Genomic DNA, 19,607 nt, shown 5'->3' with positions numbered 1-19,607 from the left:
TCGAGTGTCGTCAGCCGCGTAGAACGGGAGCTCCCGTGGACGCCAGTGCGGTGCCTCACTTTCGGAACGGCGGCCCATCGGCCGCCGCGCAGACGTTTGGGGCGCGCGGACGGCAGTCGCGCGGGGAGGCAGCTACCATGGTCGACGTCACGGCGGGACAGGGCGTAGGCAGCGCGAAGCCCGGCATCCCCTCCCTCAACGAGATCGTCAACATCCTCAAGCGCGGCGACATCGCGCTGGCGCTCGGCGTCCTCACCATCCTGGTGGTGCTGATCCTCCCCCTGCCCGCGGTCGTGCTGGACCTGTTCCTGGCGATCTCGATCACGCTCTCGATCCTGATCCTGATGACGTCCCTGTTCATCCAGGCGCCGCTCGAATTCTCCGCCTTCCCGACCGTCCTGCTGATCTCGACCATGCTGCGCCTGTCGCTCAACATGGCCTCGACCCGCCTGATCCTGTCGCACGGGCACGAGGGCACGGCCGCCGCCGGTCACGTCATCGAGGCCTTCGGCAGCTTCGTGATGGGCGGGAATTTCGTCATCGGCATCATCGTTTTCGCCATCCTGATCATCGTCAACTTCGTCGTCATCACCAAGGGTTCGGGCCGCATCGCCGAAGTCGCCGCGCGCTTCCACCTCGATGCCATGCCCGGCAAGCAGATGGCGATCGACGCCGACCTCTCTGCCGGGCTGATCGACGAGAAGGTCGCCAAGGAACGGCGCAAGGAGCTGGAGGACGAGAGCGGCTTCTTCGGCGCCATGGACGGTGCCTCCAAATTCGTCCGCGGTGACGCCATCGCCGGCCTCCTGGTCGTCTTCATCAACGTCGTCGGCGGCATGATCATCGGCGTGGCGCAGCAGGGCATGTCCTTTGCCGACGCCGGCCGCACCTACACGCTGCTGACCGTGGGTGACGGCCTCGTCACCCAGGTGCCGGCGTTGATCGTCTCCACCGCGGCCGGCCTGCTCGTCTCCAAGGCCGGCGTGTCCGGCGCCGCCGACAAGGCGCTGATGAAGCAATTCTCCGGCTATCCGCAGGCGCTGGCGATGTCCTCGGCAGTGATGCTGGTGCTGGCGGCCCTGCCGGGCATTCCGACCCTCCCGTTCCTGGCGCTCGGCGCCGGCGCCGGCGCGCTGGCCTGGAACGCCCGCAACCGCAACCGGGTCACCGCCAAGGCCGAGGAAGCCGCCAAGGCCGCGCCCGCGGCAGGTCAGCCCGGTGCACCCGGGGCCGCTGCGACCGAAGAGCCTATCTCGGCCGCACTCAAGATCGACGACCTCAAGATCGAGCTCGGCTATGCGCTGCTGCCGCTGGTCAACGGTCCCGACGGCACCGATCGCCTCACCGAGCAGATCAAGGCGCTGCGCCGTTCGCTCGCGATCGAGATGGGTTTCGTGATGCCGGCAGTGCGCATCCTCGACAACGTCCAGCTCGAGGCCAACACCTACATCATCAAGATCAAGGAGGTCGACGCCGGCACCGGCAAGATCTGGCCGAACCAGTTCATGGTCATGGATCCCGGCGGCAGCCAGGTGCAGGTGCCCGGCATCCACACCACCGAGCCGACCTTCGGCCTGCCCGCGACCTGGGTCGACGCCAGCCTCAAGGAAGAAGCCTCTCTCAAGGGCTACACCGTCGTCGACGCCGCGACCGTGCTCTCGACCCACCTCACCGAGCTGCTCAAGGCCAACATGTCGGACCTGCTCTCCTATGGCGAGGTGCAGAAGCTGCTCAAGGAATTGCCGAAGGAGCAGAGCGAGCTGGTCAAGGACATCGTCCCCGGACAGGTCACGGTCTCCGGCATCCAGCGCGTGCTGCAATTGCTGCTCGCCGAGCGCATCTCGATCCGCGACCTCTCGACCATCCTCGAAGGCATCGCCGATTCGCTCGCCTTCTCGCGCAACCCCACCACCATGGTCGAGCACGTCCGCGCCCGCCTGGCGCGGCAGATCTGCGCGCAGAACACCTCCTACAACGGCTATCTGCCGCTGATCGCGCTGTCGGCACGGTGGGAGCAGGCCTTTGCCGAATCCATCATCGGCCAGGGCGAGGAGCGCAGCCTCGCGATGCAGCCCTCGAAACTGTCGGAGTTCATGACCGCCGTGCGCGAGGCGTTCGAGCGCGCGGCCCGCGAGGGCGAAGCACCGGTGCTGGTCACCTCTGCGGCAATTCGTCCGTTCGTCCGGTCCCTGGTGGAGCGGTTCCGAGCCCAGACGACCGTGCTGTCGCAGGCAGAAATCCACCCCAGGGCGAGGCTGAAAACGGTCGGAAGCATCTGATTTGCCTTAAGAAGCCGTGTGTTTTTCAGCCACAGGCAAATGGTTTTTGAGTTCCTGGCGCCTTGTCAACCAAATGCGGCAAAGGCGCTCAACCATCGCGCCATACCATTGAATTAATTATATAATCGCGCGATCCGGGATCCTTGCTGATCGCGACCTTTCACGTCCTGTCACGCTCTTGTGACCGCCCCTTGGGAACAAATCCCCCCAATACTAGGTTGTTGGGCATCGGAAGCATGAACCTGCCCGAACGGGCTGGCGACTACTTCGGGTAGATGGCGGCAGGAGGCTTCCATGAACCACTCGATCTACAGCGCTGATCGCTCGACCCACTTGAAAGTCGTGGTCGTGGCCCTCGTCGCGGGGATCGCGGTGGCAGGCCTCGGCATTACGGCGCGCTCGGGTTCGGATGAAGGTTTGACCCAGACCGCCCGCGTCATCAAGGCCGGCAAGCCGGTCGTTGTCACCAGTTCGGACGCATCCCTTGTTCGATAAGGAGATCTAGAGTTTCAGGAATTCACGCGGCCCTTTACCAGCCCCCCAAAGTCGCCACGTGGATATGTAGACGACCCCAACCCCAAGTCGACTACAGAAAGCGCCCGCCCCCCACGGGCGCTTTCTCACGTCTGGGCATGCGTACACGCACTTGAAGCTCGGACATTCCTCGACCAATACGGCTGTCATTCCCCGCGAAGGCGGGGAATCCAGTGCGCCGCGCCCCTTCCGCATCCCTCCCTGTCTCTGGAATACTGGATCGTCCGCCGTCGCGGACGATGACGCCGATCATTTGGCGCGAGCAATCACCACACGGTCATTGAAGCGAGCTTGCATCACCGCCCCCCATAAGTCGGCGGCGGTGCCTGCACCGTCGGCGCTGCGGCAGCGAACAGCTCGTCCTTGCTCCCGGTCAGCGGCGGATAGATCCGCTTGCGGTTGATGGTCTGCTTGGTCGCCTTTGCGGCCGCGCCGGTGGCACGGACCTCGCGATCCCACCCCTCCGTATAGAGCGCACCCCAGCCGCCGAGATCGAGCACGGTGACGTACCAGTCGATCCGCAGCGGCAGCATGGGCAGGCCGACGAGATCGGCCACCACGTTGTGGCCGGCGAAGCGGCCCATGGGGCGGGCGAACTGACAGGACATCACGGTCGGATGCAACCCGTCGATCACGCTCGAGGCAACGTCGCCCGCCGCGAACACGCCGCCGACATCCGCAACCCGCATCAAGGGATCGACCAGAAGGCGCCCGAGACGATCGCGTGCGCCGGGAAAGTTCGCGGCCAAGGGGCTTGCACGCATGCCCGCACACCAGATCACCGTCTGCGCCGGAATGAACTCGCCCGAGTTCAGGCGCATGCCAGCAGCCTCGATCGACACGACACGCACACCGAGCCGCGTCTCGATGTCGAGCGAAGCCAGGGCCGTCTCGACGACCGGACGCGCGGGCGCGCCGATCGTGGCGCCGACCGCTGGATTGGGATCGACCAGGACGATGTGGCGGCTGCCGGTGATGCCCGCACGCGCCAACCGGTCAGGCATCTCGGCTGCGACCTCGATGCCGGTGAACCCGGCGCCGACCACCACCACCGTTGAACGTCCCGGAGACGGCGCGCTGCGTCCAAGCGAAACCAGATGTTCTTCGAGGCGGAGCGCCGCGGCATAGGTGTCGACGTCGAAGGCGTGCGCGGCAAGGCCGGGAATGTCGGGGCGCATCACCTCGCTGCCGAGCGCCAGCACGAGGCGATCATAGCCCAGCGTCTCCTCGCCGCTGCTGGTGACGAGCGAGATTTCGCGCCGTACCGGATCGATGGCCTCGACCTCGCCGAGGCCGTGGCTGACACCGATCGGATCGAGCAGTTGCGGCAGCGGCAGCGCGACCTCGCCGAGATCGGCCTCGTAGTTGCGCACGCGGATATTGTGATAGGGATTGCGGTCGACGAGACGGATCTCGATGTCGCGGTCGCTCGCGCCGATCTCGTCGCGCTTGCGCGCAGCGCCGATGGCCGCCCACAGGCCTGCAAATCCGGCACCGAGCACGACAATACGCGCCATGTCCGCCTGCGCACCTTCCAGAGGATCCTGCGGTCTCCCCGCCTGGACAGACTAGCTCAACGGCCGGCGTCGACCAAATGCGGCAGCGCCGGCCCCGCCGCACGAAATCGCGATTTACGCCTCACGCAGTTCCGACGGCGTCGCCCCGAAGCGCTTGCGAAAGGCGCGATTGAAATAGGACAGATCGGAGAAGCCGGACGAATGCGCGATGTCGCTGATCTTGCGCGCCCTGGCGCGGGGATCACCGAGCAGCTTGCGCGCCTGGAGCAGGCGCTGCTCCAGCACGAATTCGGTGAAGGTCGTGCCGGCCTGCTCGAACAGGCGCTGTGCCTGGCGCGGGCTCAGCCCTGAGCGCGTCGCGACCTCGGCGAGACAGAGATCGTTGCGGCCGAGTGCGGCCATCACGTCGGCGCGCATCAGATCGAGGCGAGCCGCCGCCTGCCCGCGTCCGCGTGCCCGGCTTGCATGTTCCGCATCGGTGCCGAGCAGGAGACCGACGAGATCGACCATATGCTGCGCCGTCAGGCGCTGGCCTACCGCATCGAGATGCGGCGCGTGGTTGGCGGCGAGCGCATGGTAGCGGAAGATGGTCTCGGCAACCGCGCCGTCGCAGAGCACCTGCGAGAGCTTGTCCTCGGCGCGCGGATTGATGTCGAGCAGCGCACGGCGCGGCATGCGAATGGTGGTGAAGCGGTCTTCGTCGGTGTGGCCGACGGTGCCCGTGTTGCTCATGTCGACGAGCACCATCTGGGCAGGCGTGAGCTCCATGGTATGCCCATTCTGTCCGACGCGGACGAGCCCCGCATGCGCCGCGATCAGGACGAGGTCGTCGCTGCCGTCGGCGAGGTGGCTCTGCGTACGGGAATATTGCGCGGAGGCGCCTTCCGGAATGGCGAGCACGATGTTGTCGATGACACTGACCTGGAGCCGGCAATCGATGCTGTCGCCATGGCTCGGCCCGATGTCGAGGCCGCAGCGACCGAAGGCCCGCCCGCGCCAGTCCTCGAACGCCGGGCCGTGCGGCAGCCCCGCATATTGGTGAAGGAAGATGCCCGGCGTTCTCGCTGCATCCATCTGATTCTCTCGCCCTCTCCGGCATCGCCGACTTCAAATTCCGGGGATTTGACGCCGCGGCTTGCGGGGAGGTTCAAAATCGGGGGCGGATTTGGCCGGGCTTGTCGAAATGCGACGACCGGATGGACCGCGGCGACAAGGCGCGCGCTTCTGGTTCGTAGCCCGCATGAGCGTAGCGACATGCGGGAACGGACGTCCCGGATATCGCTTCGCTCATCCAGGCTACGGCACCTATTTTTGGGCGGGCGCCTGCGGCTGCGTGGGCGGCACGGTCTCGATCAGCTTGCCGGAAAACACCGGCGCCGATGTGGGCTGGCCGTTCGGCGAGCCACCGGCCTGTTCGACGGTGACGGCGAAGGTGGCGCTGTTGACGACCTCGGCATCGTAGGAGGCGAGCAGCGGACGCGCGGTGAAATCACCGGCGCCGATCACGCCGAGCGAGCGCGGCCGCGGCAGCTTGTCCGAGATCAGCCAGAGTTCGAAGCTCTTGCCGGGCTCCGGCGTCGCGCCGACTTTCCGCACCGTGAAATTCCGCGTCGCGCCGTCGATGGTGAGGATGAAGGCGGGGCCGCCGCCCTGGCCCTGCAGCAGCGCGACATATTGCGCCGAGGCGGCGAGCGGCGCGGCCGGGGCCTTCACCTCCACCGTCTGGATGCGGGGCGCAGGACGCAAGACGCCCGGCAGCGCATCAGGCAGGAATATCTGAAGCGACAGCGCCACGAGCAGCGCGGCCGCGAGCGCGCCGACGGCGGATGCAATGTTGCGCCAGCGCTTCACGCGCCTCTCGAGGCGGATCACGTCACCATCGACGACCGGCGCCAGCTGTGCGCGCAAAATACTGATATCCGGAGCATGGACCTGCGGAATGAATTGCGGCGCGATGTCCGGGATGGCATCGGGTTCGGGGCGCGACGACCCGGGCTGCTCCGCGGCGGGATGCGATGTCTGCGGGGGCCCGTTCTCCGCGGAAGATTCCGACGTCGCAGCTTCCTCCGCGGGCAGGTCCGGCATGGGCGCAGGCGGCGGCGAAGCTTCGGCAGGTGCAGGCGGCTCCTGCGCAAGCGCGGTGCGCGCGATTTCGGACTTGATGTTCTCCCACACGACCGGACGCGGCTCGACCGAGCCGACCATCTGGTTGAGCGCGCCAAGTCGATAGGACCATGACTGCACGATATCGGCGAACGCCTCGTCCTCCGCCATCATGGCCTCGACCTGCGCACGCTCATCGGCGTCGAGCGTACCGAGCGCGTATTCCGCGGCGAGCGCGATATGATCCTCCGTGTAGGCCATCAATTGCGGTCCAGAACCATCCTCATCATCAGGCCATCACAGCCCGAGGCACTCCCGAATATCCAGCATGCTGCGCCGGAGCCACGTCTTCACCGTGTTGACCGGCGCGGCGAATTTCTCCGCCAATTGCTCGCGGCTCCAGCCGTTGTAGTAGGCGAGAAGCACGAGCCTCTGACGGTCCGGCTCGAGCCGGCCGATACATTCCAGGAGCCGCTTCAGCTCCTCGGTCATCTCGCGGCGCGCCAGCGGATCGGGACTCTCGGCCGCGACCTCCATCGCCTGAGGCTCTTCCTCGATGGAGACTTCCGACTTCTTGCGCACGATGTCGATTGCACGGTTGCGCGCGATCGAGGCCATCCACGTGATCGGCGACGACAAGGCCGAGTTGAACTGGCCGGCGTTGTTCCAGATCTTGACGTAGGTCTCCTGGATGACCTCCTCTGCGAGATCCTGTCGGCGCAAGATACGGAGCACGACGCCATAGAGTTTCGCGCGCGTGGCGGCGTAGAGGCGCTCGAATGCGGCCTGATCGCCCTTCGCCACCGCCTCGATCAACTCGACCAGCTCTGCTGGCGTCAGCATTCAGCCCCCCCCAACGCGCGGCGCCGTCTTCGCCTTCACCTCTCCCCGACGGGACGAGGTCGATTTGCGCAGCAAATCGGGTGAGGGGGCTCAGGGCTAACGGGAGACCGTAACCCCTCACCCCGCGCTCCGCGCCGACCTCTCCCAAGGGAGAGGTGGACACCGCCGTCGCTGGCACAGCATTCATTGCTGCCACCATAGCGCGCGGCAAAGCCGACCACCAAGGGGCGCGGTGCCCCGCTGTGGACAGCACATACGAAAAACCCGGACCTTGTGGGTCCGGGTTTGGCAAATTCCAACGTGGTCTGGCTGCCGGCCGGCTCAGGCTACCGCGCCGATGCGGGCACGCATCAGGCCGATGCTGTCGAGATCGGCCTGCTCACGGGCGTTTTCCTCGGCGCGCTCGCGGGCCTGGTCGCGCTCGTCCAGGAGCTCGACCTTCTTCAACTCTTCGAAGGCCTCGGCCAGTGCGGCCTTGGCTTCGTCGAGCTGGCCCTTCAGCTCGTCGGCTGAACGGGTCAAGTTCTCGCGGCGCTGAATCGCGGCCTTGGCATAGGTCGGATAGGCGAAGTGCGAGGGATCGTTGATCCCGGCACGCTCCTGCTCCGTCTGGATCTCGCGTTCGAGATCGACCGACATCCGCTGGAAATCGGCGATCATGGTCTCGATCTGGGTGACCCGGCGGCGCTTCTCGTCAACCTGAAACTTTTTCAGGCGGATAAGCGTATCTCGTGACTTCATCGACTCGTACTCCCCAGAAGTCCCCCCGCTGCACGTGGGACGGCACCGGTCGCCCCACAGGCCCGATTGAGGCCAAGACCGGCTCTGCTACTCTGTGGGGACGGATGATGACCTGACAAAGTTAGCGTTCCGTTTCCAAATTGCCGAGGATCTGCGCCAATTGGCGGTAGCCGTCCGCCAGGGATGCATTTTCGTCCTTGCGCTGGCGCAGGAAGGCCTCCAGCGGCTCGTGCAGCCGGATCGCCTCGTCGACCTCGGGGCTGGAGCCGGCCCGGTAGGCGCCGAGCCGGATCAATTCCTCCATGTCGGCGTAGGTCGCCATCACCTGGCGTGCCCGCTGGATGACGGGCCAGAACTGCGGATCCGCCGATTTCGGCATGGTGCGCGAGACGGATTTGAGGATGTTGATCGCGGGGTAACGGCCGCGCTCGGCGATCGAGCGCTGCATCACGATGTGGCCGTCGAGGATGCCGCGGACCGCATCCGCGATCGGCTCATTATGGTCGTCGCCGTCGACCAGCACCGTGAAGATCGCGGTGATTGCCCCCTCCCCCAGGCCCGGCCCGGCCCGCTCCAACAGCTTCGGCAACTCGGTGAAGACGGTCGGCGTATAGCCCTTGGCTGTCGGCGGCTCGCCGGCGGACAGGCCGATCTCGCGCTGGGCCATGGCAAAGCGCGTCACCGAATCCATCAGGCAGAGCACGTCCTTGTCCTCGTCGCGAAAATATTCGGCGATCGCGAGCGTCAGATACGCCGCCTGGCGGCGCATCAGCGCGGGCTCGTCGGAGGTGGCGACCACCACGACCGAACGCGCGAGGCCCTCCTCGCCGAGATCGTCCTGCAGGAATTCCTGAACCTCGCGCCCGCGTTCGCCGATCAGCCCGATGACACTGACAGCGGCATCGACGTTGCGCGCGAGCATCGAGAGCAGCACCGACTTGCCGACGCCGGACCCTGCAAAGATGCCCATGCGCTGGCCGCGGCAGCAGGTGAGAAAGGTGTTCATCGCGCGCACGCCGAGATCGAGCGGCGCGCCGACGCGCTTGCGCGAATGCGCGGGCGGCGGCGTATTGCGGAACGGCATCGGCGAAGAGCCCTGCGGCAGCGGCCCCTTGCCGTCGATCGGCTCGCCCAGCGCGTTGACGACGCGACCGAGCCAGGCTGCGGACGGCCGCACCTGATTGGCGGCATTGGCAATGACCGCCTTGCAGCCGCGGCGTACGCCGTCGAGGCCGGCGAACGGCATCACGACAGCATTGTTGCCGGAGAAGCCGATCACTTCGCAGGGAATGGTGCGGTTGGCGCCGGTCTCGATCACGAGCCGCGCACCGACCGACATGGCGTGAATCGGACCGGCCACCTCGACCATCAGGCCGCGGACCCCGACCACGCGGCCATAAATGTTGACGCCGTCGATGTCGCCGATCTGTTCGGCAAGAGCCTTCATCGGGAGCGCGCCTTCATGTCAGGGCCTTCATGAGGTGGTCGCCTTCATCACGGTGAAAGCCTTAAGTTTCGCCACATTTCTGAACGGCGCTTAACCTCGTGTTTACCCGCATCATTAATCATTGCGTCACTGTCTTTGTGACTGAGCGTGACTCCCCTTCAGAAGAAGGCTGAGTCGCGGGAGTCGGTTAGGCCCGTCTCTTAAAGTGGAGATTGAACGGAATCGGGTAACGAAAGCTGCTTCATACGCAAGACCTTAGGGCGATTCGGCAAAAATTGCACCGTGGGGACTTGCGTTCCAGAATCAGAGTTTGTTAACCATCTGTCGTCAGGATCCGAATCAGTTGTTCAAAGGCGTTTTGTTGAGTGCCGCGAATGCGGCCGACCTGACGCCCAGGAGCGGCGACTATGGGGAACTGGCATGCGCGTTTTGCTGATTGAAGATGACAGCGCCGTCGCGCAGTCGATCGAGCTGATGCTGAAGTCGGAGAGCTTCAACGTCTACACGACCGATTTGGGGGAAGAAGGCGTCGATCTCGGTAAACTATACGATTACGACATTATTCTCCTCGACCTCAATCTGCCCGACATGTCCGGCTACGACGTGCTCAAGCAGCTCCGGGTCTCCAAAATCAAGACACCAATTCTGATCCTCTCCGGCCTCGCCGGAATCGAGGACAAGGTCAAGGGTCTCGGCGTCGGCGCCGACGACTACATGACCAAGCCCTTCCACAAGGACGAGCTGGTGGCCCGCATCCACGCGATCGTGCGCCGCTCCAAGGGCCATGCCCAGTCGGTCATCCAGACCGGCGACCTCGTCGTCAACCTCGACACCAAGACGGTGGAAGTCGGCGGCCAGCGCGTGCATCTGACCGGCAAGGAATATCAGATGCTGGAGCTCCTCTCGCTCCGCAAGGGCACGACCCTCACCAAGGAAATGTTCCTCAACCATCTCTATGGCGGCATGGACGAGCCGGAGCTGAAGATCATCGACGTCTTCATCTGCAAGCTCCGCAAGAAGCTCGCCAACGCCTCCGAGGGCCGCAACTTCATCGAGACCGTATGGGGCCGCGGCTATGTGCTGCGCGAGCCGCACGAGCACGAAGAGCGCATTCCCGCCTGATCTCCTGGGTTACGTCGCGAGCCTCGGGGCTCGCTCCTCCCAGCCTGGACCCCGCCGCGAATGGCGGGGTTTTTGTTTTTGGGGACGTCTTCTCCGTTTCCCGCTTGCGGAAGAGGTGCAGCAACCGCTGCTGATACGACTTCATCCCTCACTAACGTTTGAACCACTACCCTTCTCCTGCCGACGAATGGTCGCTGCACGATGGGGGAACGATGATCCTGCAATCACTCGCCGGCCTGCCCGCCTTCCTGGTCTATTTCTGCACCGGGCTGATCGCGATCGTGACCTATCTGTTCGTCTACACCCGCATCACGGCGCATAACGAATTCCAGCTCATCCGCGACAACGAGCCGGCCGCAGCGATCGCGCTCGGGCTCAGCCTGCTCGGCTTCGTGGCGCCGCTGGTGAGCGCCATCGCGCATTCGGCCAACGTGCTGGACTGCCTGATCTGGGCGACGATCGCGCTGGTCGTGCAGGTCATCGTGTTCTATCTCGTCAAGGTTCCGGTGCCTGACCTGTCGAGGCGCATCGATGCCGGCGAGCTTGCCCCCGCGATCTGGCTCGGCCTGTCCTCGCTCGCCGCCGGCCTCCTCAACGCCGCCAGCATGATCTACTGACATGGCCGACAGACCTGCCAAAAAGGAGTTCGGCAAGCGCCGGCCGGTGGCCGAGCCAGCGCCGCGGCCGCCGCTGAAGCGCTCGGGCCATGTCGCCCTCCTCGTGATGGGCACGATCGCGGTGGGCACCACCGCCTACACGCTGATGCCGCGGCAGACTTGCGAGCCTTCTCCCGTCGCCGTACCGGGCCAGACGACGACGACCTGCAGCAGCAGCGGCAGCAGTTCGTCAGGCGGCAGCAGCTCGCGCTGGTCGTCGCGATCGAGTTTCTTCAGCAGCGATTCCTCGAGCCACTCCTCGTCGGGAACGTCGTCCGACTCGGGCTCCCATAGCGTGAGCCGCGGCGGCTTCGGCTCTTTCGGCCATGGCTTTTCCGGCGGCGGCTGATCCATGCAGCGCATCGCCTGTCCCGAGCGTGACGACTGGCGGCAGACCGCCGAGCAATGTGGCTTCGTCTTCCACACCATCGACGGCGAACGCTATTGGGTCGAGAGCGCCTATTACGGCTTCACGCTCGACGAGATCGAGCGCGGCATCGAGACGCCGACCGGCGAGATTGACGCGATGTGCCTGGAGCTCGCCGGCCGCGTCATTGGCGACGAGCGCTACCTGCGGCGCCTGAAGATACCGGAAGCGTTCTGGAGCCTGATCGCCGAGAGCTGGGAGCGCGACGACCGCAGCCTTTACGGCCGGCTCGACCTGAAGTTCGACGGCAAGTCGCCGGCAAAGCTGCTCGAATACAACGCGGATACGCCGACCTCGATCTTCGAGGCCGCGGTGTTTCAATGGACCTGGCTTGAACAGGCGATCGAGCGGCGCATCATCCCGTCGCGCGCCGATCAGTTCAACTCCATCCATGAGCGGCTGATCGCGGCGTGGAAGGAGATCGCGGCCGGCCACCACGTCCATCTCGCCGGCATCACGGGCAACGAGGAAGACGCCGGCACGCTCGCTTATCTCGAAGACACCGCGCGCCAGGCCGGGCTCTCGACCAGGCTGCTCGACATCGAAGAGGTCGGCTGGCGCGACGAAGGCGGCGGCTTCGTGGATCTCGACGATGGCGACATCGCGCTGGCCTTCAAGCTCTATCCCTGGGAGTGGATGTTCCAGGACGCGTTCGGTGCAAAGCTCAAGGACGCAACCACGCGCTGGATCGAGCCGCCGTGGAAGGCGGTGCTCTCCAACAAGGGCATCCTGCCGCTGCTCTGGGAGATGTTTCCGAACCATCCCAATCTGCTGCCGGCCTTCTTCGAGGACGATCCGCGCGCCGCGGAGCTCGGAACGTCCTATGTCCGCAAGCCGCTGCTGTCGCGCGAAGGCGCCAACGTCACGCTGGTGTCCGGCGGAATGTCGCTCGACGAGCAGGCGGGTCCCTACGGCGCCGAAGGTTTCGTGCGGCAGGCATTGTCACCGCTTCCGAACTTTTCGGGCTTCTATCCGGTGGTGGGAAGCTGGCTCGTGAACCACGAGCCGTGCGGCCTCTCGATCCGCGAGGACGAAAGTCCGATCACCGGCAACCGCTCGCGGTTTCTGCCGCATGCGATCCTGTGATATGCGCTCGCGACCTCGTCGGAACGGGACGCGAGCGCACATGCCGACCTAAAGCATGATCCGGAAAAGTGCGCAGCGGTTTTCCGAAAAGATCATGCTTAAACAACAACCTAGAGCGCGATCACGATTCATCCTAATCGCATCGCGCTTAGGGCGTCTTGACCATGAATCTTCCATCATACAGGAATGCGCCCTTGAATCCGCTTTGAACACTTTCGAATCCGCCGGTGCCCGTCGCGTTCGCGTACGTACCAGTGCCCGACAAGATCGTATATTCGCCCTTCGCTTTGCCGTCCTTGACCGCGCCGGCGTAGCGCGCCGTGATCGAGGAGCCATCGTCGAAGGTGTAGGTGCTGTAGCCAAAGATAGGTCCTGAGCCCTTGAGCAGGTCGGAGGAATTGACAAAATCTTTCACGGCAATGCGTCCATCCTTGAAAAAGGCAACGCCAAACATTTTGCCGGACATGACCATCTGGCCTTCGACGTTCGCGACCTCGGTGACTTTGACATCCATCGGCTTGGTGACGAGCTTGAACTCGAGCACATGCTCACCGGCGAGAGCAGTGGCGGGCAACGAAAGCGCTGCCAACAAGAAATACGAGGCACAAGACATTCGCATGGTATGTCCTCCTCAGTACAGTTCATGATGGAATGGAATCCCGCCTCGGTGCGGCGGGACGATCGGCAGCTTAGCACAACCGTCAGATGTTGATCAGGGCCGCGATTGTATTGCATCGCGGCACGCCCCCTGCTGCGCCGGTAATTGAGTAATCTGCAATGCGCAAACGCGTGTGAAGCGCCTCGCGCCAGGGCGAAGCGATGTCCGTCAGTCGTCGCCGATCATTTGCAACGACGGCGCTCAGTGAGATCGCCTGTGGTTCGGCCAATCACCTCGCCGCTGCCACCTTCAATGTCGGCGGCATCAGTCCGCCCATCGCGCGGCCGGACCGCACCGGGTTGAGCTGATAGAGACCGCGACGGTCGGTCATGGGGCGGAATGCGTCAGTGATGCCGACGACGGACTCGGCAGCGCCAAGCAGCAACGTGGCGTCGGGCTCCATCGCCTTCGCCATCCGCTCGAAGATCACCGCCTTGGTGTCCTGATCGAAATAGATCAGCACGTTGCGGCAGAAGATCACGTCGAACGTGCCGAGATGGGAGAAGTCCTGCAACAGGTTGAGCTGGCGGAACTGCACCATCGCGCGAATGTCGGCATTGAGCTGCCAGAGTTCACCGACTTGCGTGAAGTACTTCATCAGGTGCTGGATCGGCAGGCCGCGCTGCACCTCGAACTGGCTGTAGACGCCGGCCTTGGATTTCTCCAGCACCTCCTGCGACAGGTCGGTGGCGATAATCTCGATGCGCCAGCCGGCGAAAACCGCGCCCATCTCCTTCACGCACATCGCGATCGAATAGGGCTCCTGCCCGGTCGATGAGGCCGCCGACCAGATGCGCAAGCTCTTGCGCGCCGCACGCGCCTGGATCAGGCCCGGCAGGATGGTCTCGCGCAGATGGTCGAACGGAATCTTGTCGCGGTAGAAGAGGGTCTCGTTGGTGGTCATCGCTTCGACCACGTCGGTCGCAAGCCGGCCGTCACCATTCCTGATCTTCAGCACGAGATCGGGGATGCCGGGAAGGCTTGCCTTGCGGGCGAGCGGCAGCAGCCGACTCTCGACCAGATACTGCTTGTCGGCCGAGAGATCGAGGCCGGAGCGCTCCTTCAGGAACTTGCGCAGGTAGTCGTAATCCGTCGGCGTCACGAGCGGTCTCCCGCGAACAGGCGGTTGACCTTGGCGCCGATCTGGTTGAGCGGCAGGATCGCCGCGCAGATGCCGGCATTGGCCGCCGCCCCCGGCATGCCCCAGACCACGCTGGAGGCTTCGTCCTGTGCGATGACGCTGCCGCCGGCGGCGACGATGTCCTTGCCGCCGCGCATGCCGTCCGAGCCCATGCCCGTCAGGATCACGGAGAGGATATTGCCATGCCAGACGTCGATGGCCGAGGTGAAGAGCGGATCGACCGCGGGTTTGCAGAAATTGACCGCCGGCCCGTCATCGAGCGAGATCGCGGCATCTGCGCCGCTGCGCCCGACGCGCATATGCTTGCCGCCAGGCGCAAGGTAGATCCGTCCGGCCTTCACCGGCTCGCCGTCGACTGCCTCGCTCGCCGGCCGGCGGCTCGAACGCGCCAGATGCTCGGCAAGGATGGTGGTGAAGGTCGGCGGCATGTGCTGGGTGATCAGCACCGGGAAGCGGTCGATCACCGGGCCGAGTTCGGTGACGAGCGACATCAGCGCCTGAGGACCGCCGGTCGAGGAGCCGATCAGCAGCACCTTCGGCGCCTGGGTCGAGAACGGACGCGTCGACAGCGATCCTGACGACGGGGCATGCACGGCCGGAGCGGGCGCAGGCACGGCAGGCCGCGCAACAGGACCGCGCGCGGCCGGAGCCGGGCTTGCGGGCGCCAGCGGCGGGCTCGCAACCGCAGCCTTGCGACGCAGCCGCGCGCCGAGATGGCGGATCTTCTGGATCAGGTCGTGATGAAAGATGTCGGCCGCCGATGCCTCGCGCGTCGATTCCGGCTTGGGGATGTAGTCGGCCGCGCCGAGCGACAGCGCCTTGAAGCTGATCTCCGCGTTGCGGCGGGTCAGCGTCGAGGCCATGATGATGACGAGATCGCGCTTCTTCGCCAGCAGTTGCGGCAGCGCCGAGAGGCCGTCGAGCTCGGGCATCTCAATGTCGAGCACGGCAACGTCGGGGTTGATGCGTTCGATCTGGTTGACCGCCTCAAGCCCGGTGCGCAGCGAGGCCGCGACCTCCATGTCGTGCTCGGCGCCGATCCAGCGCGAGATCAGACCGCGGATGACGACGGAGTCATCGACGATCATCACTCGCAGCGGCCCCGCTTCGCGCGACGGCGTCGTGGTCGAATTACCTGCGAACGCAACACTCATTACTCACCAACTCAGACTGAAACGGTATGGTTGAAAGCAGGCGCCGAAGGATCCGTTCAGCCTCCGGGCGATCGCTCAGATAAGGCCGACTTCCTGGAATTTCGCCGTCACGATGTCCTTGTCGAACGGCTTCATGATGTACTCGTTGGCGCCGGCATGCAGCGCGCGCGCGATATGCGCGACGTCGTTCTCGGTGGTGCAGAACACGACCTTGGGCTGGTCGCCGCCGGGCATGCGCCTGAGATGGCCGAGGAACTCATAGCCGTCCATGACGGGCATGTTCCAGTCGAGCAGCACCGCATCGGGCAGGCCGCGCTTGCAGGCCTCCAGCGCCTTCTCACCGTCCTCGGCTTCGAGGATCTGGAAGTCGAGGCCCTCCAGGATCCGGCGCGCAACCTTGCGGATGACGCTGGAATCATCAACGACGAGACAAGTGCGCATGTGAACCTCTGCTTCCTCCCCTTTGCGGGGGCACTTCCAATTGCAAGTCCGTCGGCGACGATGCCGCCGTATCAGGCCGCCATCATTTCGGGTGCGAGCTCGAGGACGCGATCGACGTCGAGGACGACCATGAGCTGGCCGTCGAGGCGGTGGACGCCGCCTGCGAGCTTGGCCATGCGGGGGTCGAGGTTGACGGGGTTCTCCTCCTTGCCGTCCTCGGGCAGGCGCAGCACCTCGCCGATCTGGTCGATCAGCAGGCCATAGGATTCGCCGCGCAGGTCGACGCCGACCGCCATCGGCACCTTGCCGTCCTCGGCCTTGGGCAGGCCGAGACGGGCGCGCATGTCGACCACGGTGACGATGCGGCCGCGCAGGTTCAGAACCCCTGCGATCTCGCGCGAGGACAGGGGAACGCGGGTGACGCGCTCGGGCATGAACACGTCCTGGACGCGGGAGATCGGCAGGCCGAACAGCTGGCCGCCGATCATCGCGGTGACGTATTCGACCATGGCGCCTTCGCTTACTTGCGTCTTGCTGGTCATCGCTTGTCTCCTGATCCTGTCTTAGGCCGCGGCCCGGCTCAGCTCGGAAGCGCCGGCGGCGCCCGCGGTCTGCTCCTTCAGCGCCGCGATCAGGCCGGGACGGTCGAACTTGGCGACGTAGTCGTGGAAGCCGGCCTGACGGCCGCGCTCGATCGCCGCCGGCGACACCAGCGCCGACAGGCCGATGATCGGCGTCGCGGCGAGATTGTTGTCGGAACGGATCACTTCCGCGAACTCGAACCCGTTCATGTCGGGCATCTCGATGTCGGTCAGCACCACGTCGAAGCTCTGGGCGCGGAGCGCGGCAAGGCCCTCCTGCGCGGTCGGCGCGGTGCGGACGCGGTAGCCGGCGGCCTTGAGCACCGGCGCCAGCATGTTGCGGAAGAAGGCCGAGTCGTCGACCAGCAGCACCGACTGCGAGTGCATCGACGGCTTCATCTCCTTGCGGGTGAACCAGTCGGAGAACGCCATCGGCAGGAAGTGGCCGACGTCGATCACCTCGGTGGCCTGGCCCTTGATCACGGCCGAGCCCAGAATGCCCGAACTTGAACCGCCGACCTCGATGTTGAGCCGTTCCTCGACGATGTCGATGATCTCGTCGACGACGAGGCCCATGGAGCGGCCGTCGTCGGCGAACACCAGGATCGGCTGGACGCCCTGGCTGGCAATGGTGACGCCTTCCATGGCCACCAGCGGCATCAGCTGCTCGCGGTACTGCACCATGTAGCGGCCGTTGCTGAACTCGATCTTGTCTGCGGGGAGCTCTTCCAGGCGGGTGACGAGCCCGAGCGGGACCGCCTTGGGCTGGGACGAGCCGGCGCGGAACACCAGCAGCGAGGTGGTCTGCTCGCCCGATCCGATGTGATGGCCGGCCGCGTCGTCGCCCATGTCATGGGCCGAGGAGCCGGCGGCGCCGAGCGCCTTCGCAATGCCGTTGGGATCGATGATCATGATCACCGCGCCATCGCCCAGAATGGTGTTGCCGGAGAACATGTCGATGTGGCGCAGCTTGGTCGACATCGGCTTGACCACGATCTCCTCGGTGTGGAACACGCCGTCGACCACGATGCCGAAGGTCTGGCTGCCGACCTGGGTCACCACGATGAAGCCGTTCTCGGGGTCGGAGGCCGCGCCGTCGTCGATCTTGAGCAGCTTCTTCAGGTGGATCAGCGGCAACAGCTTGTTGCGGAGCCTGAGGACCGCGGTGTCCTTGATGCGCTCGATGCGGTGCTCGGAGTTGGCGCGGGCCCGCACCAATTCCACCACCGAGAGCTGCGGGATGGCGAAGCGGTCGCCGGCGGCTTCCACGATCAGGGCCGAGACGATGGCGAGCGTCAGCGGGATCTTGATGGTGACCGAGGAGCCCTCGCCGGCCACGCTCTTGATGTCGATGGTGCCGCCGATCTGGTCGATATTGGTGCGCACCACGTCCATGCCGACGCCGCGCCCCGACACCGAGGTGACGGCCGCCGCGGTCGAGAAGCCCGGCGCGAAGATGAACTTGTGGATCTGGGCTTCCGACATCTTCTCCAGCTCAGCCTCGGTGACGAGACCTGAGGAGATGGCCTTGGCCTTGATCTTCTCGGTGTTGAGGCCGCGGCCGTTGTCGGCGATGCAGATGATGATGTGGCCGCCCTCGTGATAGGCGGACAGGCGAATGGTGCCCTGCTCGCCCTTGCCGGCAGCCAGACGCTCGGCGGGGGTCTCGAGGCCATGATCGGCGGAGTTGCGCACCATGTGGGTGAGCGGGTCCTTGATCAGATCGAGCACCTGGCGGTCGAGCTCGGTGTCGGCGCCGTGCATCTCCAGTTCGATCTGCTTGCCGAGCTCGCTCGACAGATCCCGGACGATGCGGGGCAGCTTCTGCCAGGCATTGCCGATCGGCTGCATGCGCGTCTTCATGACGCCTTCCTGCAGCTCGGCGGTGACGTTGGAGAGGCGCTGCAGCGGCACCTTGAACTCGGTGTCCTCGTTGCGCCTTGAGATCTCCAGCAGCTGGTTGCGGGTCAAGACCAGCTCGGAGACCATGGTCATCAGGTGCTCCAGCGTATCCACGTTGACGCGGATCGACTGGTTGGCGATGCTGGCTCCCTCGCCGGCGCCCTCATCGGCCATCGACTTCTTCGGCGCGGCCTTCTCCCTGGCGGGTTTGGCTTCCGCGACAGGCGCTTCGGGGGCGGGCTCGGCCTTTGCTTCAGACTTGGCTTCAGCCTTTGCAACGGGCGCGGGCACCGGCGCCTCGATCGCAGTCTCGCGGAAGGCGCGCTCGAGCTCGTCGAGCGAGACCTCGCCGGGACGCAATGGGCGCTCCAGCGTCTGCTCGATCAGCGAGCCCGAGGTCAGCTCCTTGGCGGGTGCAGGCTTTGCCTCGGCAACCGGCGCCTCCGGCGCCAGCGGCGGGGATTCGGCGACGGGAGCCGAACCGGCCGCCATGGCGGCCATGCCCTGCTCGACCATCGCTTCCAGCTTGTCGATGAGGTCGCGGTCGTTACCTTCAGGCTCGGCTTCGGTCGCCTCCAGCCCGGCCAGGATCTCCTTGATGCGGTCGATCGAGGACAGGATCACCGTCACCGCCTGCCCGGTCACCGGCATGCCGTCACGGAATTTGCCCATCAACGTCTCGCCGGCATGCGCCAGCGCTTCCAGCCGCGGCAGCCCGAGGAAGCCGCAGGTGCCCTTGATGGTGTGGACCAGGCGGAAGATGTTATCCAGGATCTTGGCGTTGTTCGGCTCCTGCTCGAACTTCACCAGCTGATTGTCCACGGTGTCCAGGCTCTCGCTGGTCTCCGTCAGAAACTCCCGCAACAGATCATCCATGAAAACAGGCCTTCATACAGGAAGGGCGCGCACGAGGCGTGATGCGCCATTTCGGAATGGGGCCAGCTTCACCGCAAAGCGTTTAATATTGGTTGAGTA

The 19,607-nt window shown here is 65.1% G+C and carries 18 protein-coding genes; 6 read left to right on the top strand and 12 right to left on the bottom strand.

The genetic code is table 11. From position 1 onward, the window contains the following. Positions 1 to 137: 137 nt before the first annotated feature. Positions 138 to 2,279 carry a flagellar biosynthesis protein FlhA gene (flhA, locus tag ABIA42_RS02855; RefSeq protein ID WP_370115666.1) on the top strand — a complete coding sequence of 714 codons (2,142 nt, stop codon included), beginning with the start codon at positions 138 to 140 and terminating at the stop codon, positions 2,277 to 2,279. 294 nt (positions 2,280 to 2,573) lie between these two features. After that, complete coding sequence (locus ABIA42_RS02850) at positions 2,574 to 2,774, top strand: hypothetical protein (RefSeq protein ID WP_271526898.1); 201 nt, start codon at positions 2,574 to 2,576, stop codon at positions 2,772 to 2,774. A gap of 335 nt (positions 2,775 to 3,109) precedes the next feature. Here ABIA42_RS02850 and ABIA42_RS02845 read toward each other — a convergent pair whose 3' ends face one another. From ABIA42_RS02845 to fliI, 6 genes are all read right to left on the bottom strand, one after another. Beyond that, positions 3,110 to 4,330 (bottom strand): NAD(P)/FAD-dependent oxidoreductase, encoded by a 1,221-nt coding sequence (locus ABIA42_RS02845; protein ID WP_271526899.1) that lies wholly within the window; start codon positions 4,328 to 4,330, stop codon positions 3,110 to 3,112. Between the two features lie 114 nt (positions 4,331 to 4,444). After that, complete coding sequence (locus ABIA42_RS02840) at positions 4,445 to 5,404, bottom strand: AraC family transcriptional regulator (RefSeq protein WP_271526900.1); 960 nt, start codon at positions 5,402 to 5,404, stop codon at positions 4,445 to 4,447. Between the two features lie 231 nt (positions 5,405 to 5,635). Beyond that, positions 5,636 to 6,694, bottom strand: coding sequence for an anti-sigma factor domain-containing protein (locus tag ABIA42_RS02835; protein WP_370115669.1), 1,059 nt, complete (start codon positions 6,692 to 6,694; stop codon positions 5,636 to 5,638). 36 nt (positions 6,695 to 6,730) lie between these two features. Then, positions 6,731 to 7,276: a sigma-70 family RNA polymerase sigma factor gene (locus ABIA42_RS02830; RefSeq protein WP_271526902.1), complete on the bottom strand. Its 546-nt coding sequence runs from the start codon at positions 7,274 to 7,276 to the stop codon at positions 6,731 to 6,733. Positions 7,277 to 7,597: 321 nt separating this feature from the next. After that, on the bottom strand, positions 7,598 to 8,017 hold the full coding sequence (gene fliJ / locus ABIA42_RS02825; RefSeq protein ID WP_011084990.1) for a flagellar export protein FliJ: 420 nt from the start codon (positions 8,015 to 8,017) through the stop codon (positions 7,598 to 7,600). Between the two features lie 121 nt (positions 8,018 to 8,138). Then, positions 8,139 to 9,464 carry a flagellar protein export ATPase FliI gene (gene fliI, locus ABIA42_RS02820; RefSeq protein WP_239621572.1) on the bottom strand — a complete coding sequence of 442 codons (1,326 nt, stop codon included), beginning with the start codon at positions 9,462 to 9,464 and terminating at the stop codon, positions 8,139 to 8,141. A gap of 420 nt (positions 9,465 to 9,884) precedes the next feature. Here fliI and ctrA point away from each other — a divergent pair, with 420 nt between their 5' ends. The 4 genes from ctrA to ABIA42_RS02800 all read left to right on the top strand — a co-directional run bounded on the left by ctrA (position 9,885) and on the right by ABIA42_RS02800 (position 12,755). Then, positions 9,885 to 10,586 carry a response regulator transcription factor CtrA gene (ctrA, locus tag ABIA42_RS02815; RefSeq protein ID WP_008138878.1) on the top strand — a complete coding sequence of 234 codons (702 nt, stop codon included), beginning with the start codon at positions 9,885 to 9,887 and terminating at the stop codon, positions 10,584 to 10,586. A gap of 212 nt (positions 10,587 to 10,798) precedes the next feature. After that, on the top strand, positions 10,799 to 11,203 hold the full coding sequence (locus ABIA42_RS02810; protein ID WP_370115672.1) for a DUF350 domain-containing protein: 405 nt from the start codon (positions 10,799 to 10,801) through the stop codon (positions 11,201 to 11,203). A 1-nt stretch (position 11,204) separates the two neighbouring features. Then, positions 11,205 to 11,591, top strand: coding sequence for a hypothetical protein (locus tag ABIA42_RS02805; RefSeq protein ID WP_370115674.1), 387 nt, complete (start codon positions 11,205 to 11,207; stop codon positions 11,589 to 11,591). Positions 11,592 to 11,594: 3 nt separating this feature from the next. Next, positions 11,595 to 12,755: a glutathionylspermidine synthase family protein gene (locus ABIA42_RS02800; protein WP_370115676.1), complete on the top strand. Its 1,161-nt coding sequence runs from the start codon at positions 11,595 to 11,597 to the stop codon at positions 12,753 to 12,755. A gap of 148 nt (positions 12,756 to 12,903) precedes the next feature. On the opposite strand, the gene ABIA42_RS02795 is transcribed toward ABIA42_RS02800, so the two are convergent. The 6 genes from ABIA42_RS02795 to ABIA42_RS02770 all read right to left on the bottom strand — a co-directional run bounded on the left by ABIA42_RS02795 (position 12,904) and on the right by ABIA42_RS02770 (position 19,508). Then, entirely contained in the window at positions 12,904 to 13,374 is a 471-nt protein-coding gene (locus ABIA42_RS02795) for a hypothetical protein (RefSeq protein ID WP_370115677.1), read from the bottom strand. A 268-nt stretch (positions 13,375 to 13,642) separates the two neighbouring features. Continuing rightward, on the bottom strand, positions 13,643 to 14,515 hold the full coding sequence (locus tag ABIA42_RS02790) for a protein-glutamate O-methyltransferase CheR (RefSeq protein ID WP_370115679.1): 873 nt from the start codon (positions 14,513 to 14,515) through the stop codon (positions 13,643 to 13,645). After that, positions 14,512 to 15,708, bottom strand: coding sequence for a chemotaxis response regulator protein-glutamate methylesterase (locus tag ABIA42_RS02785; protein ID WP_370115681.1), 1,197 nt, complete (start codon positions 15,706 to 15,708; stop codon positions 14,512 to 14,514). The genes ABIA42_RS02790 and ABIA42_RS02785 overlap by 4 nt, the downstream gene beginning before the upstream one ends. Before the next feature lie 75 nt (positions 15,709 to 15,783). Then, the gene (locus ABIA42_RS02780) at positions 15,784 to 16,149 is read right to left on the bottom strand and encodes a PleD family two-component system response regulator (protein ID WP_007600538.1); all 366 of its coding nucleotides are present in this window, start codon (positions 16,147 to 16,149) and stop codon (positions 15,784 to 15,786) included. A 71-nt stretch (positions 16,150 to 16,220) separates the two neighbouring features. Further along, the gene (locus ABIA42_RS02775; RefSeq protein ID WP_271526910.1) at positions 16,221 to 16,691 is read right to left on the bottom strand and encodes a chemotaxis protein CheW; all 471 of its coding nucleotides are present in this window, start codon (positions 16,689 to 16,691) and stop codon (positions 16,221 to 16,223) included. 21 nt (positions 16,692 to 16,712) lie between these two features. After that, a complete protein-coding gene (locus tag ABIA42_RS02770; RefSeq protein WP_370115684.1) occupies positions 16,713 to 19,508 on the bottom strand; it encodes a chemotaxis protein CheW in 2,796 nt (931 codons plus the stop codon). Positions 19,509 to 19,607 lie beyond the last annotated feature (99 nt).

The organism is Bradyrhizobium sp. USDA 327, from assembly GCF_041262065.1.
Taxonomy (GTDB): domain Bacteria; phylum Pseudomonadota; class Alphaproteobacteria; order Rhizobiales; family Xanthobacteraceae; genus Bradyrhizobium; species Bradyrhizobium liaoningense.
The sequence above is the reverse complement of the archived record's forward strand: the minus strand, read 5'-3'. Positions and strand labels throughout refer to the sequence as shown.